General features: G+C 71.7%; 18 protein-coding genes. 5 read left to right on the top strand and 13 right to left on the bottom strand.

Annotation, left to right across the window (positions count from 1 at the left end; translation table 11 throughout):
• Nucleotides 1-69 precede the first annotated feature (69 nt).
• Together KM933_RS17495 and KM933_RS17490 are read left to right on the top strand one after the other, a co-directional pair.
• Entirely contained in the window at nt 70-561 is a 492-nt protein-coding gene (locus tag KM933_RS17495) for a peptidase inhibitor family I36 protein (RefSeq protein ID WP_221353172.1), read from the top strand.
• Between the two features lie 124 nt (nt 562-685).
• Nucleotides 686-1708, top strand: coding sequence for a hypothetical protein (locus KM933_RS17490; RefSeq protein WP_221353170.1), 1023 nt, complete (start codon nt 686-688; stop codon nt 1706-1708).
• Nucleotides 1709-1880: 172 nt separating this feature from the next.
• On the opposite strand, the gene KM933_RS17485 is transcribed toward KM933_RS17490, so the two are convergent.
• The 5 genes from KM933_RS17485 to KM933_RS17465 form a co-directional block, all read right to left on the bottom strand.
• Nucleotides 1881-3569 carry a bifunctional uroporphyrinogen-III C-methyltransferase/uroporphyrinogen-III synthase gene (locus KM933_RS17485; RefSeq protein WP_221353168.1) on the bottom strand — a complete coding sequence of 563 codons (1689 nt, stop codon included), beginning with the start codon at nt 3567-3569 and terminating at the stop codon, nt 1881-1883.
• Complete coding sequence (gene hemC / locus KM933_RS17480; protein WP_221353166.1) at nt 3566-4525, bottom strand: hydroxymethylbilane synthase; 960 nt, start codon at nt 4523-4525, stop codon at nt 3566-3568. The genes KM933_RS17485 and hemC overlap by 4 nt, the downstream gene beginning before the upstream one ends.
• Nucleotides 4522-6447: a glutamyl-tRNA reductase gene (locus KM933_RS17475; RefSeq protein ID WP_221353164.1), complete on the bottom strand. Its 1926-nt coding sequence runs from the start codon at nt 6445-6447 to the stop codon at nt 4522-4524. The genes hemC and KM933_RS17475 overlap by 4 nt, the downstream gene beginning before the upstream one ends.
• Nucleotides 6444-7223: a redox-sensing transcriptional repressor Rex gene (locus tag KM933_RS17470; RefSeq protein ID WP_221353162.1), complete on the bottom strand. Its 780-nt coding sequence runs from the start codon at nt 7221-7223 to the stop codon at nt 6444-6446. Before KM933_RS17470 ends, KM933_RS17475 begins: the two co-directional genes overlap by 4 nt.
• A 344-nt stretch (nt 7224-7567) precedes the next feature.
• Nucleotides 7568-7855, bottom strand: a complete 288-nt coding sequence (locus KM933_RS17465) for a glutaredoxin family protein (protein ID WP_221353160.1) — start codon at nt 7853-7855, stop codon at nt 7568-7570.
• A 199-nt stretch (nt 7856-8054) separates the two neighbouring features.
• Here KM933_RS17465 and KM933_RS17460 point away from each other — a divergent pair, with 199 nt between their 5' ends.
• The 3 genes from KM933_RS17460 to KM933_RS17450 all read left to right on the top strand — a co-directional run bounded on the left by KM933_RS17460 (nt 8055) and on the right by KM933_RS17450 (nt 11729).
• Entirely contained in the window at nt 8055-8993 is a 939-nt protein-coding gene (locus tag KM933_RS17460; protein ID WP_221353158.1) for an HAD family hydrolase, read from the top strand.
• A 336-nt stretch (nt 8994-9329) separates the two neighbouring features.
• Nucleotides 9330-10106: an ECF subfamily RNA polymerase sigma factor, BldN family gene (locus KM933_RS17455; protein ID WP_221353156.1), complete on the top strand. Its 777-nt coding sequence runs from the start codon at nt 9330-9332 to the stop codon at nt 10104-10106.
• Between the two features lie 366 nt (nt 10107-10472).
• Complete coding sequence (locus KM933_RS17450) at nt 10473-11729, top strand: DUF5667 domain-containing protein (RefSeq protein ID WP_221353154.1); 1257 nt, start codon at nt 10473-10475, stop codon at nt 11727-11729.
• Nucleotides 11730-11827: 98 nt separating this feature from the next.
• Here the strand turns inward: KM933_RS17450 and KM933_RS17445 are convergent, their stop codons facing one another.
• The 8 genes from KM933_RS17445 to KM933_RS17410 all read right to left on the bottom strand — a co-directional run bounded on the left by KM933_RS17445 (nt 11828) and on the right by KM933_RS17410 (nt 18846).
• Nucleotides 11828-12904: a lysophospholipid acyltransferase family protein gene (locus KM933_RS17445; RefSeq protein WP_221353152.1), complete on the bottom strand. Its 1077-nt coding sequence runs from the start codon at nt 12902-12904 to the stop codon at nt 11828-11830.
• Nucleotides 12905-12928: 24 nt separating this feature from the next.
• Nucleotides 12929-13990, bottom strand: coding sequence for an NAD-dependent epimerase/dehydratase family protein (locus KM933_RS17440; RefSeq protein ID WP_221353150.1), 1062 nt, complete (start codon nt 13988-13990; stop codon nt 12929-12931).
• Nucleotides 13991-14271: 281 nt separating this feature from the next.
• Entirely contained in the window at nt 14272-14370 is a 99-nt protein-coding gene (locus tag KM933_RS17435; protein ID WP_003948845.1) for a 30S ribosomal protein bS22, read from the bottom strand.
• Nucleotides 14371-14534: 164 nt separating this feature from the next.
• Nucleotides 14535-14744: a helix-turn-helix domain-containing protein gene (locus KM933_RS17430; protein WP_093781815.1), complete on the bottom strand. Its 210-nt coding sequence runs from the start codon at nt 14742-14744 to the stop codon at nt 14535-14537.
• Between the two features lie 129 nt (nt 14745-14873).
• Nucleotides 14874-15689, bottom strand: a complete 816-nt coding sequence (locus KM933_RS17425; RefSeq protein ID WP_221353148.1) for a phosphatase — start codon at nt 15687-15689, stop codon at nt 14874-14876.
• Between the two features lie 89 nt (nt 15690-15778).
• Nucleotides 15779-16951 (bottom strand): acetoin utilization protein AcuC, encoded by a 1173-nt coding sequence (locus KM933_RS17420; RefSeq protein WP_221353146.1) that lies wholly within the window; start codon nt 16949-16951, stop codon nt 15779-15781.
• On the bottom strand, nt 16902-18131 hold the full coding sequence (locus tag KM933_RS17415; RefSeq protein ID WP_221353144.1) for an MFS transporter: 1230 nt from the start codon (nt 18129-18131) through the stop codon (nt 16902-16904). Before KM933_RS17415 ends, KM933_RS17420 begins: the two co-directional genes overlap by 50 nt.
• 61 nt (nt 18132-18192) lie before the next feature.
• Nucleotides 18193-18846 (bottom strand): HAD family hydrolase, encoded by a 654-nt coding sequence (locus tag KM933_RS17410; protein ID WP_221353142.1) that lies wholly within the window; start codon nt 18844-18846, stop codon nt 18193-18195.
• Nucleotides 18847-18919 lie beyond the last annotated feature (73 nt).

The raw sequence follows: 18919 nt of genomic DNA, 5'->3' as shown, positions 1-18919 counted from the left end.
CGGTCGAGCGCGTAAATCGGCCAGCGGACAATCGAATGGCCGAAACACCCCGGACCGAAAGGGAAGATTATGAGACGGGTATGGGCCGTGGCGGCGGGAGTCGTGCTGACCATGGGAGGCACGGCCGGTACGTCCGCGGCCACTCCGGCGAGCGGCCCCGACGGCACGTCGGCGGCCACGATGCCCACCAGCGTGAAGACGGCCGCGGCACCGGCCGGCTGCAACTCGGGCAGCCTCTGCTTCTGGAACGGCCAGAACTACACGGGCGCCGGACCGGGGCAGCTGTCCGGCAAGAACCCGGACTGGTCCGTCTTCGGCAACAGCGCCTGTCCCAACGGGAACTGGGACAACTGCGCATCCTCGATCTACAACAACGGCGTCAACTGCAACTCCGTCACCTGGACCAACAAGAACTACGGCGGAGGCTTCTACAGCCTGCCCCGGGGCACCGGTGAGACCCAGCTGGCCTCCTCGCACAACAACGCCTTCTCGTCCAACAGCTGGATCTCCCCCAGCAACACCACCACGTCCACCTGCAGCGGCCCGAACCCCTACGACTGACCGGACCCGACGGTGTCCGCCGGGCGACCGGCGGGCACCGCCGCACGTCACACACCCGCGGTACGTCCATGAAGGACACGAAGGACACGCACGAAGGACACGAAGGAGCAGTGGGGGCACCCTCATGGCACACGGCGTCACGGCACACGGCCGGGCCTTCAGGACGAGCGTGCTCTCCTGGGGTGCCGCGGCGCTCGTGCTCGCGTCGGCGGCCTGCACGTCGTCCGGGGACGGGGGCGCGAACAGGGGCGCGAACGGGGAGGCGAACGGTCCCACCGCCGCGTCCGGCCTCACCGCGGCGGAACTCGACCTGCTCACCCGGTCCGGGAACCACCCCCGGGACGATGCCGTGCTCCACCACGCGGAGACGAGGCTCATCGCGGCGTGCATGACGGAGCGGGGTTTCCGCTACGAGGTCGACGCGTTCGTCCCGCCCTCCGGCTCCCCTCAGGAACGCCAAGTGAACCTGGAAGAGCGGCGCACGGAGGGATATGGGCTCCACCGCCTGTACGCCACCGGAAAAGATCCCGCCTCCCCCGCCCTGTCCGCCTCTCCGGAAAACGGGAACCGCGGGAAATCCCCGACGAACGACCAATACGTCGCCCGGTTGTCGACAGAAAAGGCGGCGGCGTACATGCACGCCCTGCGTGGCGGGAAAACCGATCTCCGCGCCATGCGGTTCGGCCGGGAAAGGACGATCACTTTCCCGGAAGTGGGCTGCGAGGCCGAGAGCCGCAAAAGGCTGTTCGGCGAACTGGACGACTGGGCCGTGGCGACCTACCTGCCCCAGAACCTCAACAGTTCGCTCACGGACGTCGTGACGGCGGACGCGGAGTACACCGCGGCCATGCGGGACTGGCGGAAGTGCATGGTCGGAAAGGGGCACCGGTACCGGACGCCCGACGAGGCGGCCGAGCGGCTGAAGGCGGAGTACCGGAAGCAGGGGGCGACGGAGGGCCTCCGGCGCCGCGAGATCGACGTGGCGGTGGCCGACGGCACGTGCGCCGCGCGGCTGCGCATCCCCTCGGTCGTCCTGTCCCTGCGGAAGCGGTACGCGCACTCGCTCCCGGAAGCCGACAGGAGCCGCCTGCGGCAGGCCACCGAGATCTGGACGAGGGCACTCGACCGGGCCGGCACACCCGACTGAGGCAGAACAGAACGACACCGAACCGAGCGAAGCCCGCCACGCCCGGACGCAGGACGAAGCCGACCGCAGCCGGACACCGAACTCAGCCCGCCGCAGCCGGTCACCGAACGCAGGCGGGGCGCACTCGACGAGTGCGCCCCGTGACCCTCACGGCCTCACCGCTGCCCGCGGCTCAGGTCGTCGACCGTCTCCGCCGGGAGCCGGGCCGCCGCTCGCTGGGCCGGGTGACGGGGTCCCCGGCCTCCACCGCGGAGGCCCGCCGGCGCAGTCCGAACTCCGCCAGCGCCTCGGCCAGCTTGTGCACGGACGGCTCGGGCGACATGACGTCGACCCGCAGCCCGTGCTCCTCGGCCGTCTTGGCCGTGGCGGGGCCGATACAGGCGATCACGGTCACGTTGTGCGGCTTCCCGGCGATGCCCACCAGGTTGCGCACGGTCGAGGACGACGTGAAGAGCACCGCGTCGAAACCGCCGCCCTTGATCGCCTCACGCGTGTCGGCCGGCGGCGGCGACGCCCGCACGGTCCGGTAGGCCGTGACGTCGTCCACCTCCCAGCCCAGCTCGATCAGCCCGGCGACCAGCGTCTCCGTGGCGATGTCGGCCCGCGGCAGGAAGACCCGGTCGATCGGGTCGAAGACCGGGTCGTACGGCGGCCAGTCCTCCAGCAGCCCCGCGGCGGACTGTTCACCGCTCGGCACCAGGTCCGGCTTCACCCCGAAGGCCACCAGCGCCTTCGCGGTCTGCTCGCCCACGGCCGCGACCTTGATCCCGGCGAAGGCCCGGGCGTCGAGCCCGTACTCCTCGAACTTCTCCCGTACGGCCTTGACCGCGTTCACCGACGTGAAGGCGATCCACTCGTAGCGGCCCGTCACGAGCCCCTTGACCGCCCGCTCCATCTGCTGGGGCGTGCGCGGCGGCTCGACGGCGATCGTCGGCACCTCGTGCGGTACGGCCCCGTAGGACCGCAGCTGGTCGGAGAGCGACGCCGCCTGCTCCTTCGTGCGCGGCACGAGCACCTTCCAGCCGAACAGCGGCTTGGACTCGAACCACGAGAGCTGCTCGCGCTGGGCGGCGGAGGAACGCTCACCGACCACGGCTATCACCGGCCGGCCGCCCTCGGGCGAGGGCAGCACCTTGGCCTGCTTGAGCGTCTGCGCGATGGTGCCGAGCGTCGCGCACCAGGTCCGCTGGCGGGTGGTCGTACCGGCGACGGTCACGGTCATCGGGGTGTCGGGCTTGCGCCCGGCGGCGACGAGTTCCCCCGCGGCCGCCCCCACGGAATCGAGGGTCGTCGAGACGACCACGGTCCCGTCGGACACGCCGACCTCGCTCCAGCAGCGCGCCGACGCCGTGCGGGCGTCGACGAACCGCACGTCCGCGCCCTCGGCGTCCCGCAGCGGCACACCCGCGTACGCGGGCACGCCCACGGCGGCGGCGACACCGGGCACGACCTCGAAGGGCACGCCCGCGGCGACGCAGGCGAGCATCTCGCCGGCGGCGTACGTGTCGAGTCCGGGGTCGCCCTGGACCGCACGGACGACCCGCCTGCCGCCCCGCGCGGCCTCCATGACAATATTGGCCGCGTCCTTCGACGCGGGGACGCCAGAGGTCCTTGACGCACCGTCAACTACCTTCAGCTGAGGCGTGTCCGGGCTCGGCTCCGTACCGGTTTCGAGCACGGTGACGTTCCGTCTGGCGTGCGTGCGGACGACGTCGAGCACTTCGGGTTCGGCGACCAGGACATCCGCGTTGCCCAGCGCCTCCACGGCGCGCAGGGTCAGCAGTCCGGGATCACCGGGTCCGGCACCGAGGAAGGTGACGTGCCCGTGTTCGAGGCCGACGGGAAGGGTGGTGGGGCTCAATGTACTCGCTCCCCCATCAGACCGGCCGCGCCCTTGGCAAGCATCTCGGCGGCGAGTTCACGGCCGAGCGCCATTGCTTGGTCATGTGTCTCGGGCACGGGACCGGTGGTGGACAACTGCACCAGCGTCGAGCCGTCGGTCGTGCCGACGACGCCGCGCAGGCGCATTTCCTTGACAATCTGCCCGTCGGCCAGGAGGTCGGCGAAGGCACCCACAGGGGCGCTGCAGCCGGCCTCCAGGGCGGCGAGCAGGGACCGCTCGGCGGTCACGGCGACCCGGGTGAACGGGTCGTCGAGCGCGGCGAGCGCGGCGACGAGGTCCGCGTCGTCCGCGGCGCACTCGATCGCGAGTGCCCCCTGGCCGGGGGCGGGCAGAACGGTGTCGACCGGCAGGAAGTCGGTCACTTCGCCGGTCCGTCCGACGCGCTGCAGCCCGGCGGCGGCGAGCACGACGCCGTCCAGCTCACCGCTGCGCACGAATCCGATCCGGGTGTCGATGTTCCCCCGGATCGGCACGGTCTCGATCGTCAGCCCGTGATCGCGTGCGTACGCGTTCAGCTGGGCCATGCGACGCGGCGAGCCGGTGCCGATCCGCGCCCCGTCCGGCAGCTCGGCGAACGTCAGGCCGTCGCGTGCGATCAGCACGTCACGGACGTCCGCGCGGGCGGGTACGGCGGCCAGCGCCAGCTCGTCGGGCTGCCCGGTCGGCAGGTCCTTGAGCGAGTGCACGGCGAAGTCGACCTCGCCGCGCAGCAGCGCCTCCCGCAGGGCGGTCACGAAGACGCCCGTACCGCCGATCTGCGCGAGGTGCTCGCGGGACGTGTCCCCGTAGGTCGTGATCTCCACGAGCTCGACGGGCCGTCCGGTCACCTGGCTCACGGCGTCCGCCACCTGCCCGGACTGGGCCATGGCGAGCCTGCTTCGCCTGGTCCCGAGCCTCAGTGCCTGCTCAGTCATGCTCGCCCTCGGTTCTCGGCGCTCTCGAATGTGCCGCTGTTGCCGCTGTTGCCGCTGTGGAAGGTGTCCGCTCCGAAGACCCTGCCGTCGAAGTCGGTGGTGCCGCGGCCGTCGCCGCTGTTCCTGCTGCCGCCGGCGACGCTGTTCCCAGTGTCGCCGCTGTCGCCGTCATCGGCCCGGGACACGGCGGCGACCGCCTCCTGGTCCAGGTCGAACAGGGTCCGCAGCGCGTCCGCGTACCCGGCGCCGCCGGGCTCGGCGGCCAGCTGCTTGACCCGTACGGTCGGCACGTGGAGCAGTTTGTCCACGACGCGTCGCACGGTCTGGGTGATCTCGCCGCGCTGCTTCTCGTCGAGGCCGGGCAGCCGTCCGTCGAGGCGGGCGATCTCGCTCGCGACCACGTCGGCCGCCATCGTCCGCAGCGCCACGACGGTCGGAGTGATGTGAGCGGCGCGCTGGGCGGCGCCGAAGGCGGCGACCTCGTCGGAGACGATGCGCCGCACCTGGTCCACGTCGGCGGCCATGGGCGCGTCGGCGGATGCCTCGGCGAGGGACTCGATGTCCACCAGCCGCACCCCGGGCAGCCGGTGCGCGGCCGCGTCGATGTCACGGGGCATGGCGAGGTCGAGCAGCGAGAGCACGGGCGCGGGCCGGGGCACCTCGGCGACCGGCTCGGGCCGGCGCCGCTCGGGCACCCACCCGACGGCGGCCGAGGCGGCGGCGAGCGCGGCGATGGTCCCGGACTCGGCGGCGGGGTCGGGCGCCGCTGCGAAGCCGGCGGGCGCCTCGGACGCGGCCGTACCCGTGGCCGACGCGCCCTTGTCCACCCAGGCGGCGTGCTGCTCCAGCTCGGCCGCGGCCAGACCGGCCACCGCGGCCTCGCCGAGCACGGAGAACCCGGCGGTGCCCTGCACGGCGGAGAGGTCGAGGGGGCAGTTCTCGTCGCCGCCCGCACCGGTGGACGCCAGGCCCTCCCGCACGGCGGGCGCGGTGGTACGGGCGGGGCCGTCGTCGCCGGTCCCGCGCCGCGCGCCGGTGCCGCCGCCGGCCGCCGACGGGGCCGTACGGCCCTCCGTCGCCGTCGCGACGACCTCGGCCGTGAGGACGAGACCGGTCGCGCCGGTGCACGACACGACGACGTCGGCACGTGTCAGCTCATCCGCGACCGCGTCGATCGGCACCGCGCGGGCCAGCACGTCCGTGCCGCTCCCGCGGTCCTTGCCGTACTGCTCGACGAGCAGCCCGGCGAGCCGCTCGGCCCGGCCGAACGTGCGGTTGGCGACGACCACCTCGGACACCCCGGCGCGGACGAGCGTGGCCGCGGCCAGCGAGGACATCGAGCCCGCGCCGATCACGAGGGCCCGCTTGCCCCGGGCCCAGGCGTCGACCGTCGCACCGGCGGCGAACTGCTCCAGGCCGAAGGTCACCAGGGACTGCCCGGCCCGGTCGATGCCGGTCTCGGAGTGGGCGCGCTTGCCGACCCGCAGCGCCTGCTGGAACAGGTCGTTCAGCAGCCGTCCGGCGGTGTGCAGCTCCTGCGCGGCGGCGAGCGCGTCCTTGATCTGGCCGAGGATCTGGCCCTCGCCGACCACCATCGAGTCCAGCCCGCAGGCCACGGAGAAGAGGTGGTGGACGGCCCGGTCCTCGTAGTGCACGTACAGGTACGGGGTGAGCTCCTCCAGCCCGACCCCGCTGTGCTGCGCGAGCAGCGTGGAGAGCTCGGCGACACCGGCGTGGAACTTGTCCACGTCGGCGTACAGCTCTATCCGGTTGCAGGTGGCGAGCACCGCGGCCTCGGTGGCCGGCTCGGCGGCGACCGTGTCCTGGAGCAGCTTGACCCGGGCGTCCGCGGACAGCGCGGCCCGCTCCAGGACGCTGACCGGGGCACTGCGGTGGCTGAGCCCGACGACGAGAAGGCTCATGCCGGCATCACCGCGGGAACGTCCCCGTCGGGTCCCTTGCCGGACTTCCCGGCCGCCGCGGCGGCGGCCCCGGCCTCCGCCTCCAGTGCGGCGTCGGCCTGCGCCTCGGCCTCCTCGCCGGCCTTGCGCTGCTCGTGGAAGGCGAGGATCTGCAGCTCGATGGAGAGGTCGACCTTGCGCACGTCGACGCCGTCCGGCACGGACAGCACGGTCGGCGCGAAGTTCAGGATGGAGGTCACACCGGCGGCGACGAGCCGCTCGCAGACCTGCTGGGCGGCGCCGGCGGGGGTGGCGATGACACCGATCGACACGCCGTTGTCGTCGATGATCTTTTCCAGCTCGTCGGTGTGCTGCACGGGGATTCCCGCGACGGGCTTCCCGGCCATCGCCGGGTCGGCGTCGATGAGCGCCGCGACCCGGAAGCCGCGCGAGGCGAACCCGCCGTAGTTGGCCAGGGCCGCGCCCAGGTTTCCTATGCCGACGATCACCACGGGCCAGTCCTGGGTCAGGCCCAGCTCGCGTGAGATCTGGTAGACGAGGTACTCGACGTCGTAGCCCACACCGCGCGTCCCGTACGAACCGAGGTAGGAGAAGTCCTTGCGCAGCTTGGCGGAGTTGACCCCCGCCGCGGCCGCGAGCTCCTCGGAGGAGACCGTGGGCACCGAGCGCTCCGACAGAGCGGTGAGGGCTCGGAGGTACAGCGGAAGCCTGGCGACGGTGGCCTCGGGGATTCCTCGGCTGCGGGTCGCCGGTCGGTGAGTTCGGCCAGTTGCCACGGTGCTCCTGCGGGTAGCGCGGGGCTGCAGGCGGTCACACGTACCCGGACCGCCCCGTCCCCTGCAGGCTATGCCTTTGTGAACGCGTGCACAAAGATGGTGTCCGTTTTGCCCCGGCAACGTGACCGGCGTCACGCGCCCCCGGCGCACCCGTACGGAACCGGCGCTCACGCACCCTCGTTCCTGTCTTGTTGGGGGCAAAGCCGCACACTCTCCTCTACGATCCCCGCCCCCGAGTCCGAATCGCCCTCGATCCTAAGTGACTTTCCGGACCCGCCGGACTGACCGGTCAGGCCACAGTCCGGTCACAGCTGCGGCCCGCCGGTCCCGGCCGCCCCGCGCGGCTACCCCGCGAGCGCCCGCCGCAGCCGGTCCTCGTCCACCCGCCAGAACGTGTGCTGCGCGCCGTCCACCAGCACGACCGGGATCTGCTCCCAGTACTCCCGGTGCAGTTCCGCGTCCTGGGTGATGTCCTTCTCCTCCCAGACGACACCGAGATCGCCGCAGACCTTCGCCACCACGGCCTGTGCGTCCTCACACAGGTGGCAGTCGGGTTTCCCGATGAGTGTGACCAACCGCTCACGCGGCACCTTCTTCTCCCCACGCCGAAAAAGAGAACTCATGCAGGCCATTCTCCCGTGCCCCGCGGGAGTGCGGGGAACCGGCGCGACGGGCTCCCGCACCTCCGCGGCCGGCCGACGGCGCCCGGGCCGGAGCCCTACAGGAACGGCCCCGGGGAAATGAGTTCTTTAACGGCACGGTCACGGAGAGTTCACAACATCCCAACCTCTCGACTCCAGACGCCCCGAACAAACTGGCTATGCTCACGCCATGGCCGCTCTCGGATGGCTCACTCCCCGCAGGCGCCCCGCCACCGCGCGCAGCGTGCTGGCGGGCGAGGCCTCGGCAGAGGCAGCACGCAAGACCTCCCAGGTGCTGGAGGAGCTCGCGCACGAAGCCGCGCCCGGAGCCGCCGAACCGGAGTTCCCGGTGTACGGCGACGACCAGGCGGCCGCGTTCTTCGACCTGGACAACACCGTGATGCAGGGTGCGGCGATCTTCCACTTCGGCCGCGGCCTCTACAAGCGGAAGTTCTTCGAGTCCCGCGACCTCGCGCGGTTCGCCTGGCAGCAGGCGTGGTTCCGGCTGGCGGGGATCGAGGACCCCGAGCACATGCAGGACGCCCGCGACTCCGCGCTGTCGATCGTCAAGGGCCACCGCGTCGTGGAGCTGATGTCGATCGGCGAGGAGATCTACGACGAGTACATGGCCGAGCGCATCTGGCCCGGCACCCGCGCGCTGGCCCAGGCCCACCTGGACGCCGGGCAGAAGGTCTGGCTCGTCACGGCCGCCCCGGTCGAGATCGCCACGGTGATCGCCGGCCGCCTCGGCCTGACCGGCGCCCTCGGCACGGTCGCGGAGTCGGTGGACGGCGTCTACACCGGCAAGCTGGTCGGCGAACCGCTGCACGGCCCCGCGAAGGCGGAGGCGGTGCGCGCCCTGGCCGCGGGCGAGGGCCTGGACCTGAGCCGCTGCGCCGCGTACAGCGACTCGCACAACGACATCCCGATGCTGTCACTGGTCGGGCACCCCTACGCGATCAACCCGGACGCCAAGCTCCGCAAGCACGCGCGCACCCTCGACTGGCGGCTGCGCGACTACCGCACCGGACGCAAGGCGGCGAAGGTCGGCATCCCGGCGGCGGCCGGGGTGGGGGCCGTGGCGGGCGGCACGGCGGCGGCGATCGCCCTGCACCGCCGCCGCCGCTAGCGCCCCGGCACCGCCGCCGCCGGCACCCGGGCACCGCCCCGGGGCACGCCGGGCACAGGTGTGATCCGGTGATTTCCGTTGACGGGACCCGGCCACAACACGCCCCGGACCCAGACCGAACACGGACCGTTTCGATCAACAAGCGGTCACAATCCGGCACTTGCGGGGGTGTCATTCGGTTACAGAAGCGACGTAATCGATTGTTTGAGCAACTGGGTGTAGCACTGCCTGTACGAAGCGTTATTCTCCTCAGACGCATGACGGACCCCACCTTTCGCCACGAAGGGTGAAAAGTCCCTCACTGCACGTGATGGAAGCTCTGCCTCTGGGAGTCCCGTGTACCCACACGTCGGGGTTGACGCCTCGGGCCTGGCTACGCTGCGCGCGACGGTCCTCGACCGCCTGCGCGGCTTCGTCCCCACCGCGTACGCCGTCCCCGCCCTCGCTGTCTCCGTCGCGCCCGTCGGCCCGTGCTACGCACTGGCCGAGAACAGCGCGGCGGTCGGCAGACGAGGACGTTCGAGCGCGCCAGCCACCCCCGCACGCCGTCCGGCCGCAGACAGTGACAGCGCCCGGATGATGGATCTCGTGGAGCGCGCGCAGGCCGGTGAGGCCGATGCCTTCGGCCGGCTCTACGACCAGTACAGCGACACCGTGTACCGCTACATCTACTACCGCGTCGGCGGAAAGGCGACCGCGGAAGACCTCACGAGCGAGACGTTCCTGCGCGCACTGCGCCGCATCGGGACGTTCACCTGGCAGGGCCGTGACTTCGGCGCCTGGCTCGTCACCATCGCCCGCAACCTCGTCGCGGACCACTTCAAGTCGAGCCGCTTCCGGCTCGAAGTGACCACCGGCGAGATGCTCGACGCCAACGAGGTCGAGCGCTCCCCCGAGGACTCCGTCCTGGAGTCCCTCTCGAACGCGGCACTGCTGGACGCCGTACGCCGTCTCAACCCCCAGCAGCAGGAGTGCGTGACCCTGCGGTTCCTCCAGGGCCTCTCGGTCGCCGAGACCGCCCGTGTCATGGGCAAGAACGAGGGCGCGATCAAGACCCTCCAGTACCGGGCGGTGCGCACCCTGGCCCGGCTCCTCCCGGAAGACGCCCGCTGAGACCCCGTGCCCCCGCGGATCCGGCACCACGCGGCCGGCCCGCCGGGCCCGCCGTACCGGCTCCGGTGAACCGGCTCCGGTACGACCCGCACGCCCCCGCACGATCCCGTACGGCTCCATACGACTCCGTATGGCTCCGTACGCTCAGCCACGTCCAACTGACAGTCCGTGAAACCCCGTTGGTTCCGCGGTCCGATCATCCGTCGTCCGTAACCCAAGTGCCGAGCCGCTCGTTGTGCGGGATACAGGCTCCCTGTGGTCACACCTTGACCGTCTTCGATCACTCGATCGAGTCGTCGCGATCAGGAATGCGATCCCAGGACCCCCCTGGGGAGCCGACCGTCATGACGAGAGGAGGTGCCGCCAGTGATCGCGAACGTATCGGCGCACCGGCGGACGAACGCCTTCGCCCAGGCCCTGGAGGAGCAGTCCGACAGGGGCCCGGCGGCCGAGCAGTCCGAGCAGTCCGAGGGACCCGCTCCGGCCGTCGCGGACCGGTCCGAGCAGAGCCGGATGCTGTCCCTGGCGACCGGCCTCGGCGAGCTGCCCAAACCGACGATGGACCCCGAGGTCAAGGTCGTCCAGCGGGCACAGCTGGTGGCCGCGATGGAGGCCATGCTGAGGGAGGGCACGGCCACGGGAGGCGAAGCGGCGCGCTCCGCGCTGCCCGAGCAGCGGTCCCACCGGAGCAGGGGCGCGCACCGGGCGACCGGGCTCGGGAAACTGAGGCCCAGGTCCAGGCTGTCGAAGGGACTCGCCGCGAGTGGACTCACCGTGGGCGTGGCCGCCGGGGCGTTCAGCGGAGTGGCCGCCGCCAGTTCCGACGCGCTGCCCGGCGACTCGCTCTACGGGCTCAAGCGCGGCATGGAGGACCTCAGGCTGGGCATGGCCGACGACAACAACGACCGCGGCGGGCTCTACCTCGACCATGCCTCCACCCGGCTGAGCGAGGCGCGCCGCCTGATGGAGCGCGGCCGGTCGGGCCCCCTGGACCACGAGTCCCTGGGCGAGATCCGGCGCGCCCTGTCCGGTATGCAGCACGACGCCTCCGAGGGCCACCGCCTCCTGCACGAGGCGTACGAGCGGGACCCGGACTCCCTGGGCCCCATCCAGCGGCTCTCCGCCTTCTCGCGGTCGCACCGGGAGGCGTGGGGCGCCCTGCGCGAGCGGCTGCCCGTGCAGCTCGGTGACGTCAGCCGCCAGGTCAGCTCGGTCTTCGACGCCATAGAGGAGGAGGTCGACCCGCTGCGGGCGCTGCTCCCGCAGCCGCCCGTCCCGGAGGGCACCGGCCGGCACCGCGGCCCGAGCCCCGACTCCCCCGGCTCCTCCGGTTCGGACCACTCCGTCCCGCCCAGCGCCACGGGCGGGGAGGCGTCCCACAGCGCCGGCACGGGTTCCGGCCCCGGCAGCGGCAGACCCAAGCCGTCCACGTCCCGGACCCAGGACGACGGGCTGCTCGGCGGCAGCACCGGCGGCCTCCTCGACCCGCCCGAGGAGGACACCAGCGTCACCCCGTCGGGCAAGGGCAAGGACAGTCCGCCCCCCGAGCCGGACGTGACCCTGCCGCCCCTGCTGCCGGGCCTGCTCCCGGGCCTGGGCATCGAGGGCGAGGACGCGGACTAAGCCCGTCCGCCGACCCGCCGACCCGCCGACCCGCCGGTCGTGGGGTGCCCCTCTTCGGGAAGAGGGGCACCCCACGTACCGAGGCCGAGGGGACCAGGTCAGAAGAACACCGAGCGGCGCTGCACCAGGAGCTTGTAGAGCGTGTGCTGGATCTGCTCCCGCACCTGGTCCGTCAGGTTGAACATCAGCATCGGGTCCTCGGCCGCCTCCGGCGGATAGCCGTCCGTGGGGATCGGCTCGCCGAACTGAATGGTCCACTTCGTCGGCAGCGGCACCGCGCCCAGCGGACCCAGCCACGGGAAGGTCGGCGTGATCGGGAAGTACGGGAACCCGAGCAGCCGCGCCAGGGTCTTCGCGTTGCCGATCATCGGATAGATCTCCTCCGCGCCCACGATCGAGCACGGGATGATCGGGGTGCCCTGGCGGAGCGCGGTGGACACGAATCCGCCCCGGCCGAACCGCTGGAGCTTGTAGCGCTCGCCGAACGGCTTGCCGATGCCCTTGAACCCCTCGGGCATCACCCCGACCAGCTCGCCGCGCTCCAGCAGCCGTTCGGCGTCCTCCGCGCACGCCAGGGTGTGACCGGCCTTGCGGGCCAGTTCGTTGACCACGGGCAGCATGAAGACCAGGTCGGCCGCGAGCAGCCGCAGGTGCCGGTTCCGGGGGTGGTTGTCGTGGACCGCGACCTGCATCATCAGGCCGTCCAGCGGGAGCGTCCCCGAGTGGTTGGCGACGATCAGCGCCCCGCCCTCCGACGGGATGTTCTCGACGCCCTTCACCTCCACGCGGAAGTACTTCTCGTAGAGGGGCCGCACCAGCGACATCAGGACCTGCTCGGTCAGCTCCTGGTCGTAACCGAAGTCGTCGACCTCGTACTCGCCCGTCAGACGCCGCCGCAGGAACGACAGACCGCCGGCGATGCGCCGGTCCCAGCCACCGCCCCGCTCCTCCGCCGCGGCCGGCCCACCGGCAGCCGCTCCACCGGCAACGGGCTCCTCACGCGTCACGGGGACATCATCCTGCTGAATCGTTCGTGCGGGCAGGGGCTGGACCTCCTGGACCACCGCGGGCTCGCCCTTGCGCCTGCCCCCCGCGTTCCGGCGCCGCGGTGGCCGCGGCACGGCACCCCCGCGGGACCGGTCGTCGTCGAACGGAATGACCTTGGCGTCCGCCATCGTTGATGTGCTCCTCGGTTGGCGTCAGTCCGCGCTCTGCGTCGGGAGGTGGCCACCGCCCAGTGCGGGCAGTGCGGCGATCCGGTCGACGGCCCCGGCGAGGGCCTCGGGGGGCAGCAGCCCGGGCCCGCGGCTGCGGGCGAAGTCCGCGAACGCCTCCGCCGTCGAGAACTTCGGCCGGTACCCGAGCGTCTCGCGCATCTGGTTCGTCTCCACGACCCGGCCGTGGGTGAGCAGCCTCAGCTGCTCCGGCGAGAAGTCCGTCATGCCCACCGTGCGCAGCGCCGAGCCCACCCAGCTGATCGCGGGCATCAGCAGCGGTACCGTGGGCCGGCCCAGCCGGCGGGCGCACTGCGAGAGCAGCAGGACGCCGTCGCCGGCGATGTTGAACGTGCCGCTGTTGAGCGTGCCCCGCTCCGGCTCGTGCGAGGCGATGCGCAGGACGTCGATCACGTCGTCCTCGTGCACGAACTGCAACCGCGGGTCGTAGCCGAGGACGGTCGGCAGGACGGGCAGCGAGAAGTACGCGGCGAGCGGGGTGTCCGCACCCGGTCCGAGGATGTTGGCGAACCGCAGCATGCACACGGCGACGTCGGGCCGGCGCCTCGCGAAGCCGCGCACGTACCCCTCGACCTCGACCGTGTCCTTGGCGAAGCCTCCGCTGGGCAGGGACTTGGGCGTGGTCGTCTCGGTGAAGACCGCCGGGTCACGGGGGGCCGAGCCGTAGACGTTCGTGCTGGACTTCACGACCAGCCGCTCGACCGTCGGGGACTTCTGGCAGGCGCCGAGCAGCTGCATGGTGCCGATGACGTTGGTCTCCTTGACCGTGGTCCGGCTTCCGCTGGTCAGCGGTGTGCCCGTCACGTCCATGTGCACCACCGTGTCCACGGAGTGCTCGGCCAGCAGCCTGGCGATGGTGGGCTGCCTTATGTCGGCGCGTACGAAGTCCGCTCCGCCCAGGTGGTGCTCCGGCTCGACCGCGTCCACGGCGACCACCCGGTCCACCTCGGGGTCACGCTGGATCCGCCGTACGAACCGGCCCCCCAGCTGACGGGCCACTCCGGTGACGAGCACGACCTTCCCCAAGATCAGCGCCTTCCTTCCAGCCGTCGACGACCTGCTGCCCGCACTCTGCCGCGTTCCCCGTGACGGTCACGTTAGCCGGTCGGCGTCGCGCTGTGAGGACTGCCCGATGCGTGACGCCGCGGCGTCCCCGGACATACGTACAGACCCGGCCATTCGCCGCACAGACCATACGACCGGACACGACTGTGGCCCCCCACCGGCCGGTGGGGGGCCACAGAGCGCACTGTCGCGGCGTCGCCGACTCCCCGCTCGCGCGTGGTGGCGACTGCCGTCCGTCGCGGTTACTTCTTGTTGCGACGCTGGACGCGAGTGCGCTTGAGCAGCTTGCGGTGCTTCTTCTTGGCCATCCGCTTACGCCGCTTCTTGATAACAGAGCCCACGACTACCCTCGCTCACTTCTCTTTACTCGTTGCTGGGCTGCATGGGCCCACACGACTTATGAGGGGCCAGCCTACCCGCCTGAGCGCTGAGGTTGTAATCGAGGGGTTCCGGACGAAATCCCGGGAGCGCGATCGAGCCGCCCCGGGACTTCCCCGGACCGCCGTCAGGCTGTCTCGACCCCCACGTACGACTCGCGGAGGTACTCGTGAACCGCTTGCTCCGGGACGCGGAATGACCTCCCCACCCGGATCGCGGGCAGATGACCGCTGTGCACCAAGCGGTACACGGTCATCTTCGACACTCGCATCACCGAGGCGACTTCCGCCACGGTAAGGAACTGAACCTCGTTCAGAGGCCTCTCGCCAGCAGCCATGACACACCTGAACCTTCCGCACTCGACGGTCGCCGGCTTCCCCTTCCGGTGACACTTCGTCGTTGCGCGCTCACTCCCCAGAGTAGGGGCGGGTGATGCGAGTGGGGAAGAGGAGGGGCCATCGGCGGCCTACTGTGACAGACACGCTCGATTGAGTACATAGCGAGTAAGCGGTCGGTAGTAATCAGACCGCACAGCGTCATCAAGTGGAACGACGACGGACACTCGCCCCTCCGCCTCTCCGACGAACAGCGCGGGGTCGTCGGTGTCCCCCAGGCCGATGGCCTCGAACCCCAGCTGACCTGCTCCGCAGACCCATCCGTGGTCCCCCACCACAAGCTCGGGAAGCGGTCCGCCGGCCTCCGCCGCGGCGGCCAGGACGACCCGAACCGGGAGGGGTGAGTGGGTGTGCGCGCCGGTCCCGCAACCGGCGCCCCACACCCCGGGTTCCCGCACCAGCGCGACTCCCCGTACGTAGTCAAGGTTGTACGTGCGTAGGCCGAACCGGGTCGTTATGTCGACACGGTGGCCATGCGCGGAGGTGAGGACGGTACATCCGGCCGCCGACAGAGCGTCCGCGAGAGCGGCGTAGAAACCGATCAGCCGGTGCGGGTGTCCGGTGCCGAACAGCACCGTCGAACGGTGCCGCGCGGCGTGCGCGACCCGCTCCGCGAAGGCGTCCAGCGCCCCGAGGGTCCGCTCGGGATCGATCACGTCGAGCCCGGACGTATGCCGCGGATCGGCGGATACCCCGCATCTGTCCGCCATCAGAGCGATCAGATCGCGCTGCTTCCAGTTCAGTTCAGGATCGATTCCGATCGTCACCCGCGGATCCCGGGCGGCGAACAGCCGATAACTCCTGAGGCTCGCCTCGCGCGAGGTGGCCACGGTCCCGGCCAGCCTCGCCGTCAGCAGGTGCGCCCGCAGCGCTCCGGTGCTCAACACCCCCCGATGCTGCCGCACGTGGCGCACGACCGCGCCCACAACGGGCCGGGAGCCCCACGGTTGGCCTAATCGGACGCCCCCGAGGGGCGCTAGGCCAGCAGGCCCCGGAGGGGGAACGCGGCCCGCCGCGCGGCCAGCACCGCCTGGTCCAGCCGGTCCGCGGGGTCGTACCCCGCCTCCCACTCCGCCCATGACACGGGCCACCGCCCGTCGGTCATCCGCGCGGGCCCCAACTGCCGGGTACGGGCGAACACTTCCTGACGCCAGCCCTCCGGAACGGTGGAGGAGGGCGCCACCTCCCGCCCCGCCGCGATCGCCACCAGATGCGTCCAGGACCGCGGCACGACGTCCACCACCGCGTACCCGCCCCCGCCGAGCGCGACCCACCGCCCCCCGGCGTACTCGTGCGCCAGCTCGTGACAGGCGACCTGCACGGCCCGCTGGGCGTCCAGCGAGACGGCGAGGTGGGCGAGCGGATCCTCGAAGTGCGTGTCGGCCCCGTGCTGGGTGACCAGCACCTGCGGCCGGAAGTCGGCGAGCAGTTCGGGCACCACGGAGTGGAAGGCCCGCAGCCACCCCGCGTCCCCGGTCCCGGCCGGCAGCGCCACGTTCACGGCGGAGCCCTCCGCCCCGGCGCCCCCGGTCTCCTCGGGCCACCCCGTCTGCGGGAAGAGGGTCCGCGGATGCTCGTGCAGGGACACCGTCAGAACCCGCGGATCCGTCCAGAACGCGGCCTGCACCCCGTCCCCGTGGTGCACGTCCACGTCCACGTACGCGATCCGCTCGGCACCGAGCTCCAGCAGCCGGGCGACGGCCAGCGAGGCGTCGTTGTAGATGCAGAACCCGGACGCGCTCCCGGGCATCGCGTGGTGCAGCCCGCCCGCGAAGTTCACCGCGTGCAACGCCTCGCCCCGCCACACCGCCTCGGCGGCGCCCACCGACTGCCCCGCGATCAGGGCGGACACCTCGTGCATACCGGCGAAGGCGGGATCGTCCGTGGTCCCGAGCCCGTACGCCGGGTCCGCCGCCCGGGGATCCGCGGAGGCGGCCCTGACCGCCTCGATGTAGTCCTCCCGGTGCACCAGCCGCAGGGTCGAGTCCCCGGCGGGCTTGGCCGCGACGACCTCCACCTCCCGGTCGAGCCCGAAGGCGTCGACCAGGCGCCGGGTCAGCGTCAGCCGGACCGGGTCCATCGGATGGTCCGGACCGAAGTCATAGCCCGTTACTGCCTCGTCCCACATCAGCTGTGCGCGGCCGCTCATGACCGTCACCGTATCCGGAAGGCCCGGAGGCGAACGAGCGAACGTGGAACAGTGTCACCAGGACCAACGCCATCGGCACGAGCATCGCCCCCCGATAGCTCCACGCATCGCCCAGAGCGCCCACCAGGGGCGAACCGACCAGGAACCCCACATAGTTGAAGATGTTCAGCCGGGCGACCGCCGCGTCCGCAGCCCCGGGGAAGAGCTTCCCCGCCGCCGCGAATGCCTGCGGAACGATCACGCACAGCCCGAAGCCCACGAGCGTGAAGCCGAGCATCCCGGTCCAGGCCCCGGGCGCCCCCGCCACCACCGCGAAGCCCGCCGCCGCGACCAGCGCCCCCGCCCGCACGACCGCCACGGCCCCGAACCGCCGTACCCCGAGGTCCCCCACGGCCCGCCCGATCAGCGTGGTGACCATGTAGACGTTGTACGGGACGGTCGCCAGCTGCTCCGAGCTGCCGAGCACGTCCTGCAGGTACTTGGCGCTCCAGTTGGAGACGGTCGCGTCACCGATGTACGAGAAGGCCATCACCAGGCACAGCGGCAGCAGCGGCCTGAGCCCCGCACCCGTGCCGCCGGCCGCCTCCTGCACCCGCTCCTCCCCGGACCCGGCCCCGGACCGGTCCCCGTCCACGTACCAGCGGCTCCCCACGAGCGCGGCGGGCAGCAGCACCGCCACCGCGGGCAGGTACGACACGAACAGCGCCAGATCCCCGTGCGCCCCCAGCCACGCGAGCGAGGCCCCGACGATCCCGCCCAGGCTGGACGCGGCGTGGAACCCGAGCATGATGCTGCGCCCGTACGCGTGCTGGAGGCTCACCCCGAGCATGTTCATGGACGCGTCAAGGGCTCCGACGGCAAGCCCGAAGGCGGCGAGCGCGAGCCCCAGCGCCCACATCCCGTCACCGGCCCCCACGCCGAGCAGCGCGAGCAGCACCACCGGCTGCGACCACCGCAGGACGTGACTCGGCGGCACCCGCCTCACCAGACGCCCGGTGCAGACGCTCCCGATGCCCGCGAGGACCGGTACGGCGGCGAGGAAGGCGGGCAGCAGTCCGTCGGAGACCCCGTACCGGTCCTGGATCGCGGGGATACGGGTCACGAGCAGCGCGAAGACGGCGCCCTGGGCGAAGAAGCTGAACGCCAACGAAGCCCGGCCACGCCGCAGCACCTCTGTCATGGCGGCTCAGCGTAGGGCTCCGGCTTACCCGTGGGTAGACGCCGCAGAAGATGAACTCCGCTCAGCTTCGGCTCTGCAGCAGCCCGATCAGCTCGCCCATCTCGTCGAAGAGGCGGTCGGCGCCCGCCAGCCGCTCCGCCGGTGTCATCGCCGTGAACCCGTACACGTCCATCCCCGCCGAGACGGCCGCCTGCACCCCGAGCGGGCTGTCCTCGACGACCAGGCACTTCCGCGGGGGCACCCCCATCATGTCGGCCGCGTACAGGAACAGGTCCGGCGCCGGCTTCCCGCGCCCCACGTCCTGCGAGCTGAAGACGCGCCCGTCGTCGAACCACCGGTCCAGCCCGGTCGTGCGGTGCCCCACCCGGATCCGCTCATGGCTCCCGGACGACGCCACACAGTACGGAACCCCGTCCGCGGTCAGCTTCCCCAGGACCTCCTCCACCCCCGGCACCGGCTGCAGCTCCCGCTCGAAGGCGGCGAACACACGCCCGTCGAAGACGGCGTCGAAATCGGCCGGCAGCCGCTCCCCGGTCCGCTCCTCGATCAGATCGTGTACGCGGTGCATGGCGGCCCCCATGTAGTCGCGCAGGGAATCCTCGTACGAGGTGGGGTGCCCGAGTTCGGTGAGGTACGCGGCGAGAAGGGTGTTGGAGAGCGGCTCGCTGTCCACGAGGACACCGTCGTTGTCGAAGATCACCAGGTCATAGCGCATGACAAAACCCTAGACGCCCCTGAACGCAGGAAAGCCCCCGCACCGAGGTGCGGGGGCTTTCCTGGAATGATTG

It is taken from the genome of Streptomyces beigongshangae, from assembly GCF_019710745.1.
Classification (GTDB): Bacteria; Actinomycetota; Actinomycetes; order Streptomycetales; family Streptomycetaceae; genus Streptomyces; species Streptomyces beigongshangae.
This window is presented reverse-complemented; position numbering and strand designations above follow the sequence as displayed.

What these genes read in the sequence shown, in the direction of transcription:
- KM933_RS17495 (WP_221353172.1), top strand. Translation starts at nt 70, where the DNA reads ATGAGACGGGTATGGGCCGTGGCGGCGGGAGTCGTGCTGACCATGGGA.
- KM933_RS17410 (WP_221353142.1), bottom strand. Translation starts at nt 18,846, where the DNA reads ATGCGCTATGACCTGGTGATCTTCGACAACGACGGTGTCCTCGTGGAC.
- hemC (WP_221353166.1), bottom strand. Translation starts at nt 4,525, where the DNA reads ATGACTGAGCAGGCACTGAGGCTCGGGACCAGGCGAAGCAGGCTCGCC.
- KM933_RS17420 (WP_221353146.1), bottom strand. Translation starts at nt 16,951, where the DNA reads ATGAGCGGCCGCGCACAGCTGATGTGGGACGAGGCAGTAACGGGCTAT.
- KM933_RS17475 (WP_221353164.1), bottom strand. Translation starts at nt 6,447, where the DNA reads ATGAGCCTTCTCGTCGTCGGGCTCAGCCACCGCAGTGCCCCGGTCAGC.
- KM933_RS17465 (WP_221353160.1), bottom strand. Translation starts at nt 7,855, where the DNA reads ATGGCCTGCATGAGTTCTCTTTTTCGGCGTGGGGAGAAGAAGGTGCCG.
- KM933_RS17445 (WP_221353152.1), bottom strand. Translation starts at nt 12,904, where the DNA reads ATGGCGGACGCCAAGGTCATTCCGTTCGACGACGACCGGTCCCGCGGG.
- KM933_RS17415 (WP_221353144.1), bottom strand. Translation starts at nt 18,131, where the DNA reads ATGACAGAGGTGCTGCGGCGTGGCCGGGCTTCGTTGGCGTTCAGCTTC.
- KM933_RS17430 (WP_093781815.1), bottom strand. Translation starts at nt 14,744, where the DNA reads ATGGCTGCTGGCGAGAGGCCTCTGAACGAGGTTCAGTTCCTTACCGTG.
- KM933_RS17460 (WP_221353158.1), top strand. Translation starts at nt 8,055, where the DNA reads ATGGCCGCTCTCGGATGGCTCACTCCCCGCAGGCGCCCCGCCACCGCG.
- KM933_RS17490 (WP_221353170.1), top strand. Translation starts at nt 686, where the DNA reads ATGGCACACGGCGTCACGGCACACGGCCGGGCCTTCAGGACGAGCGTG.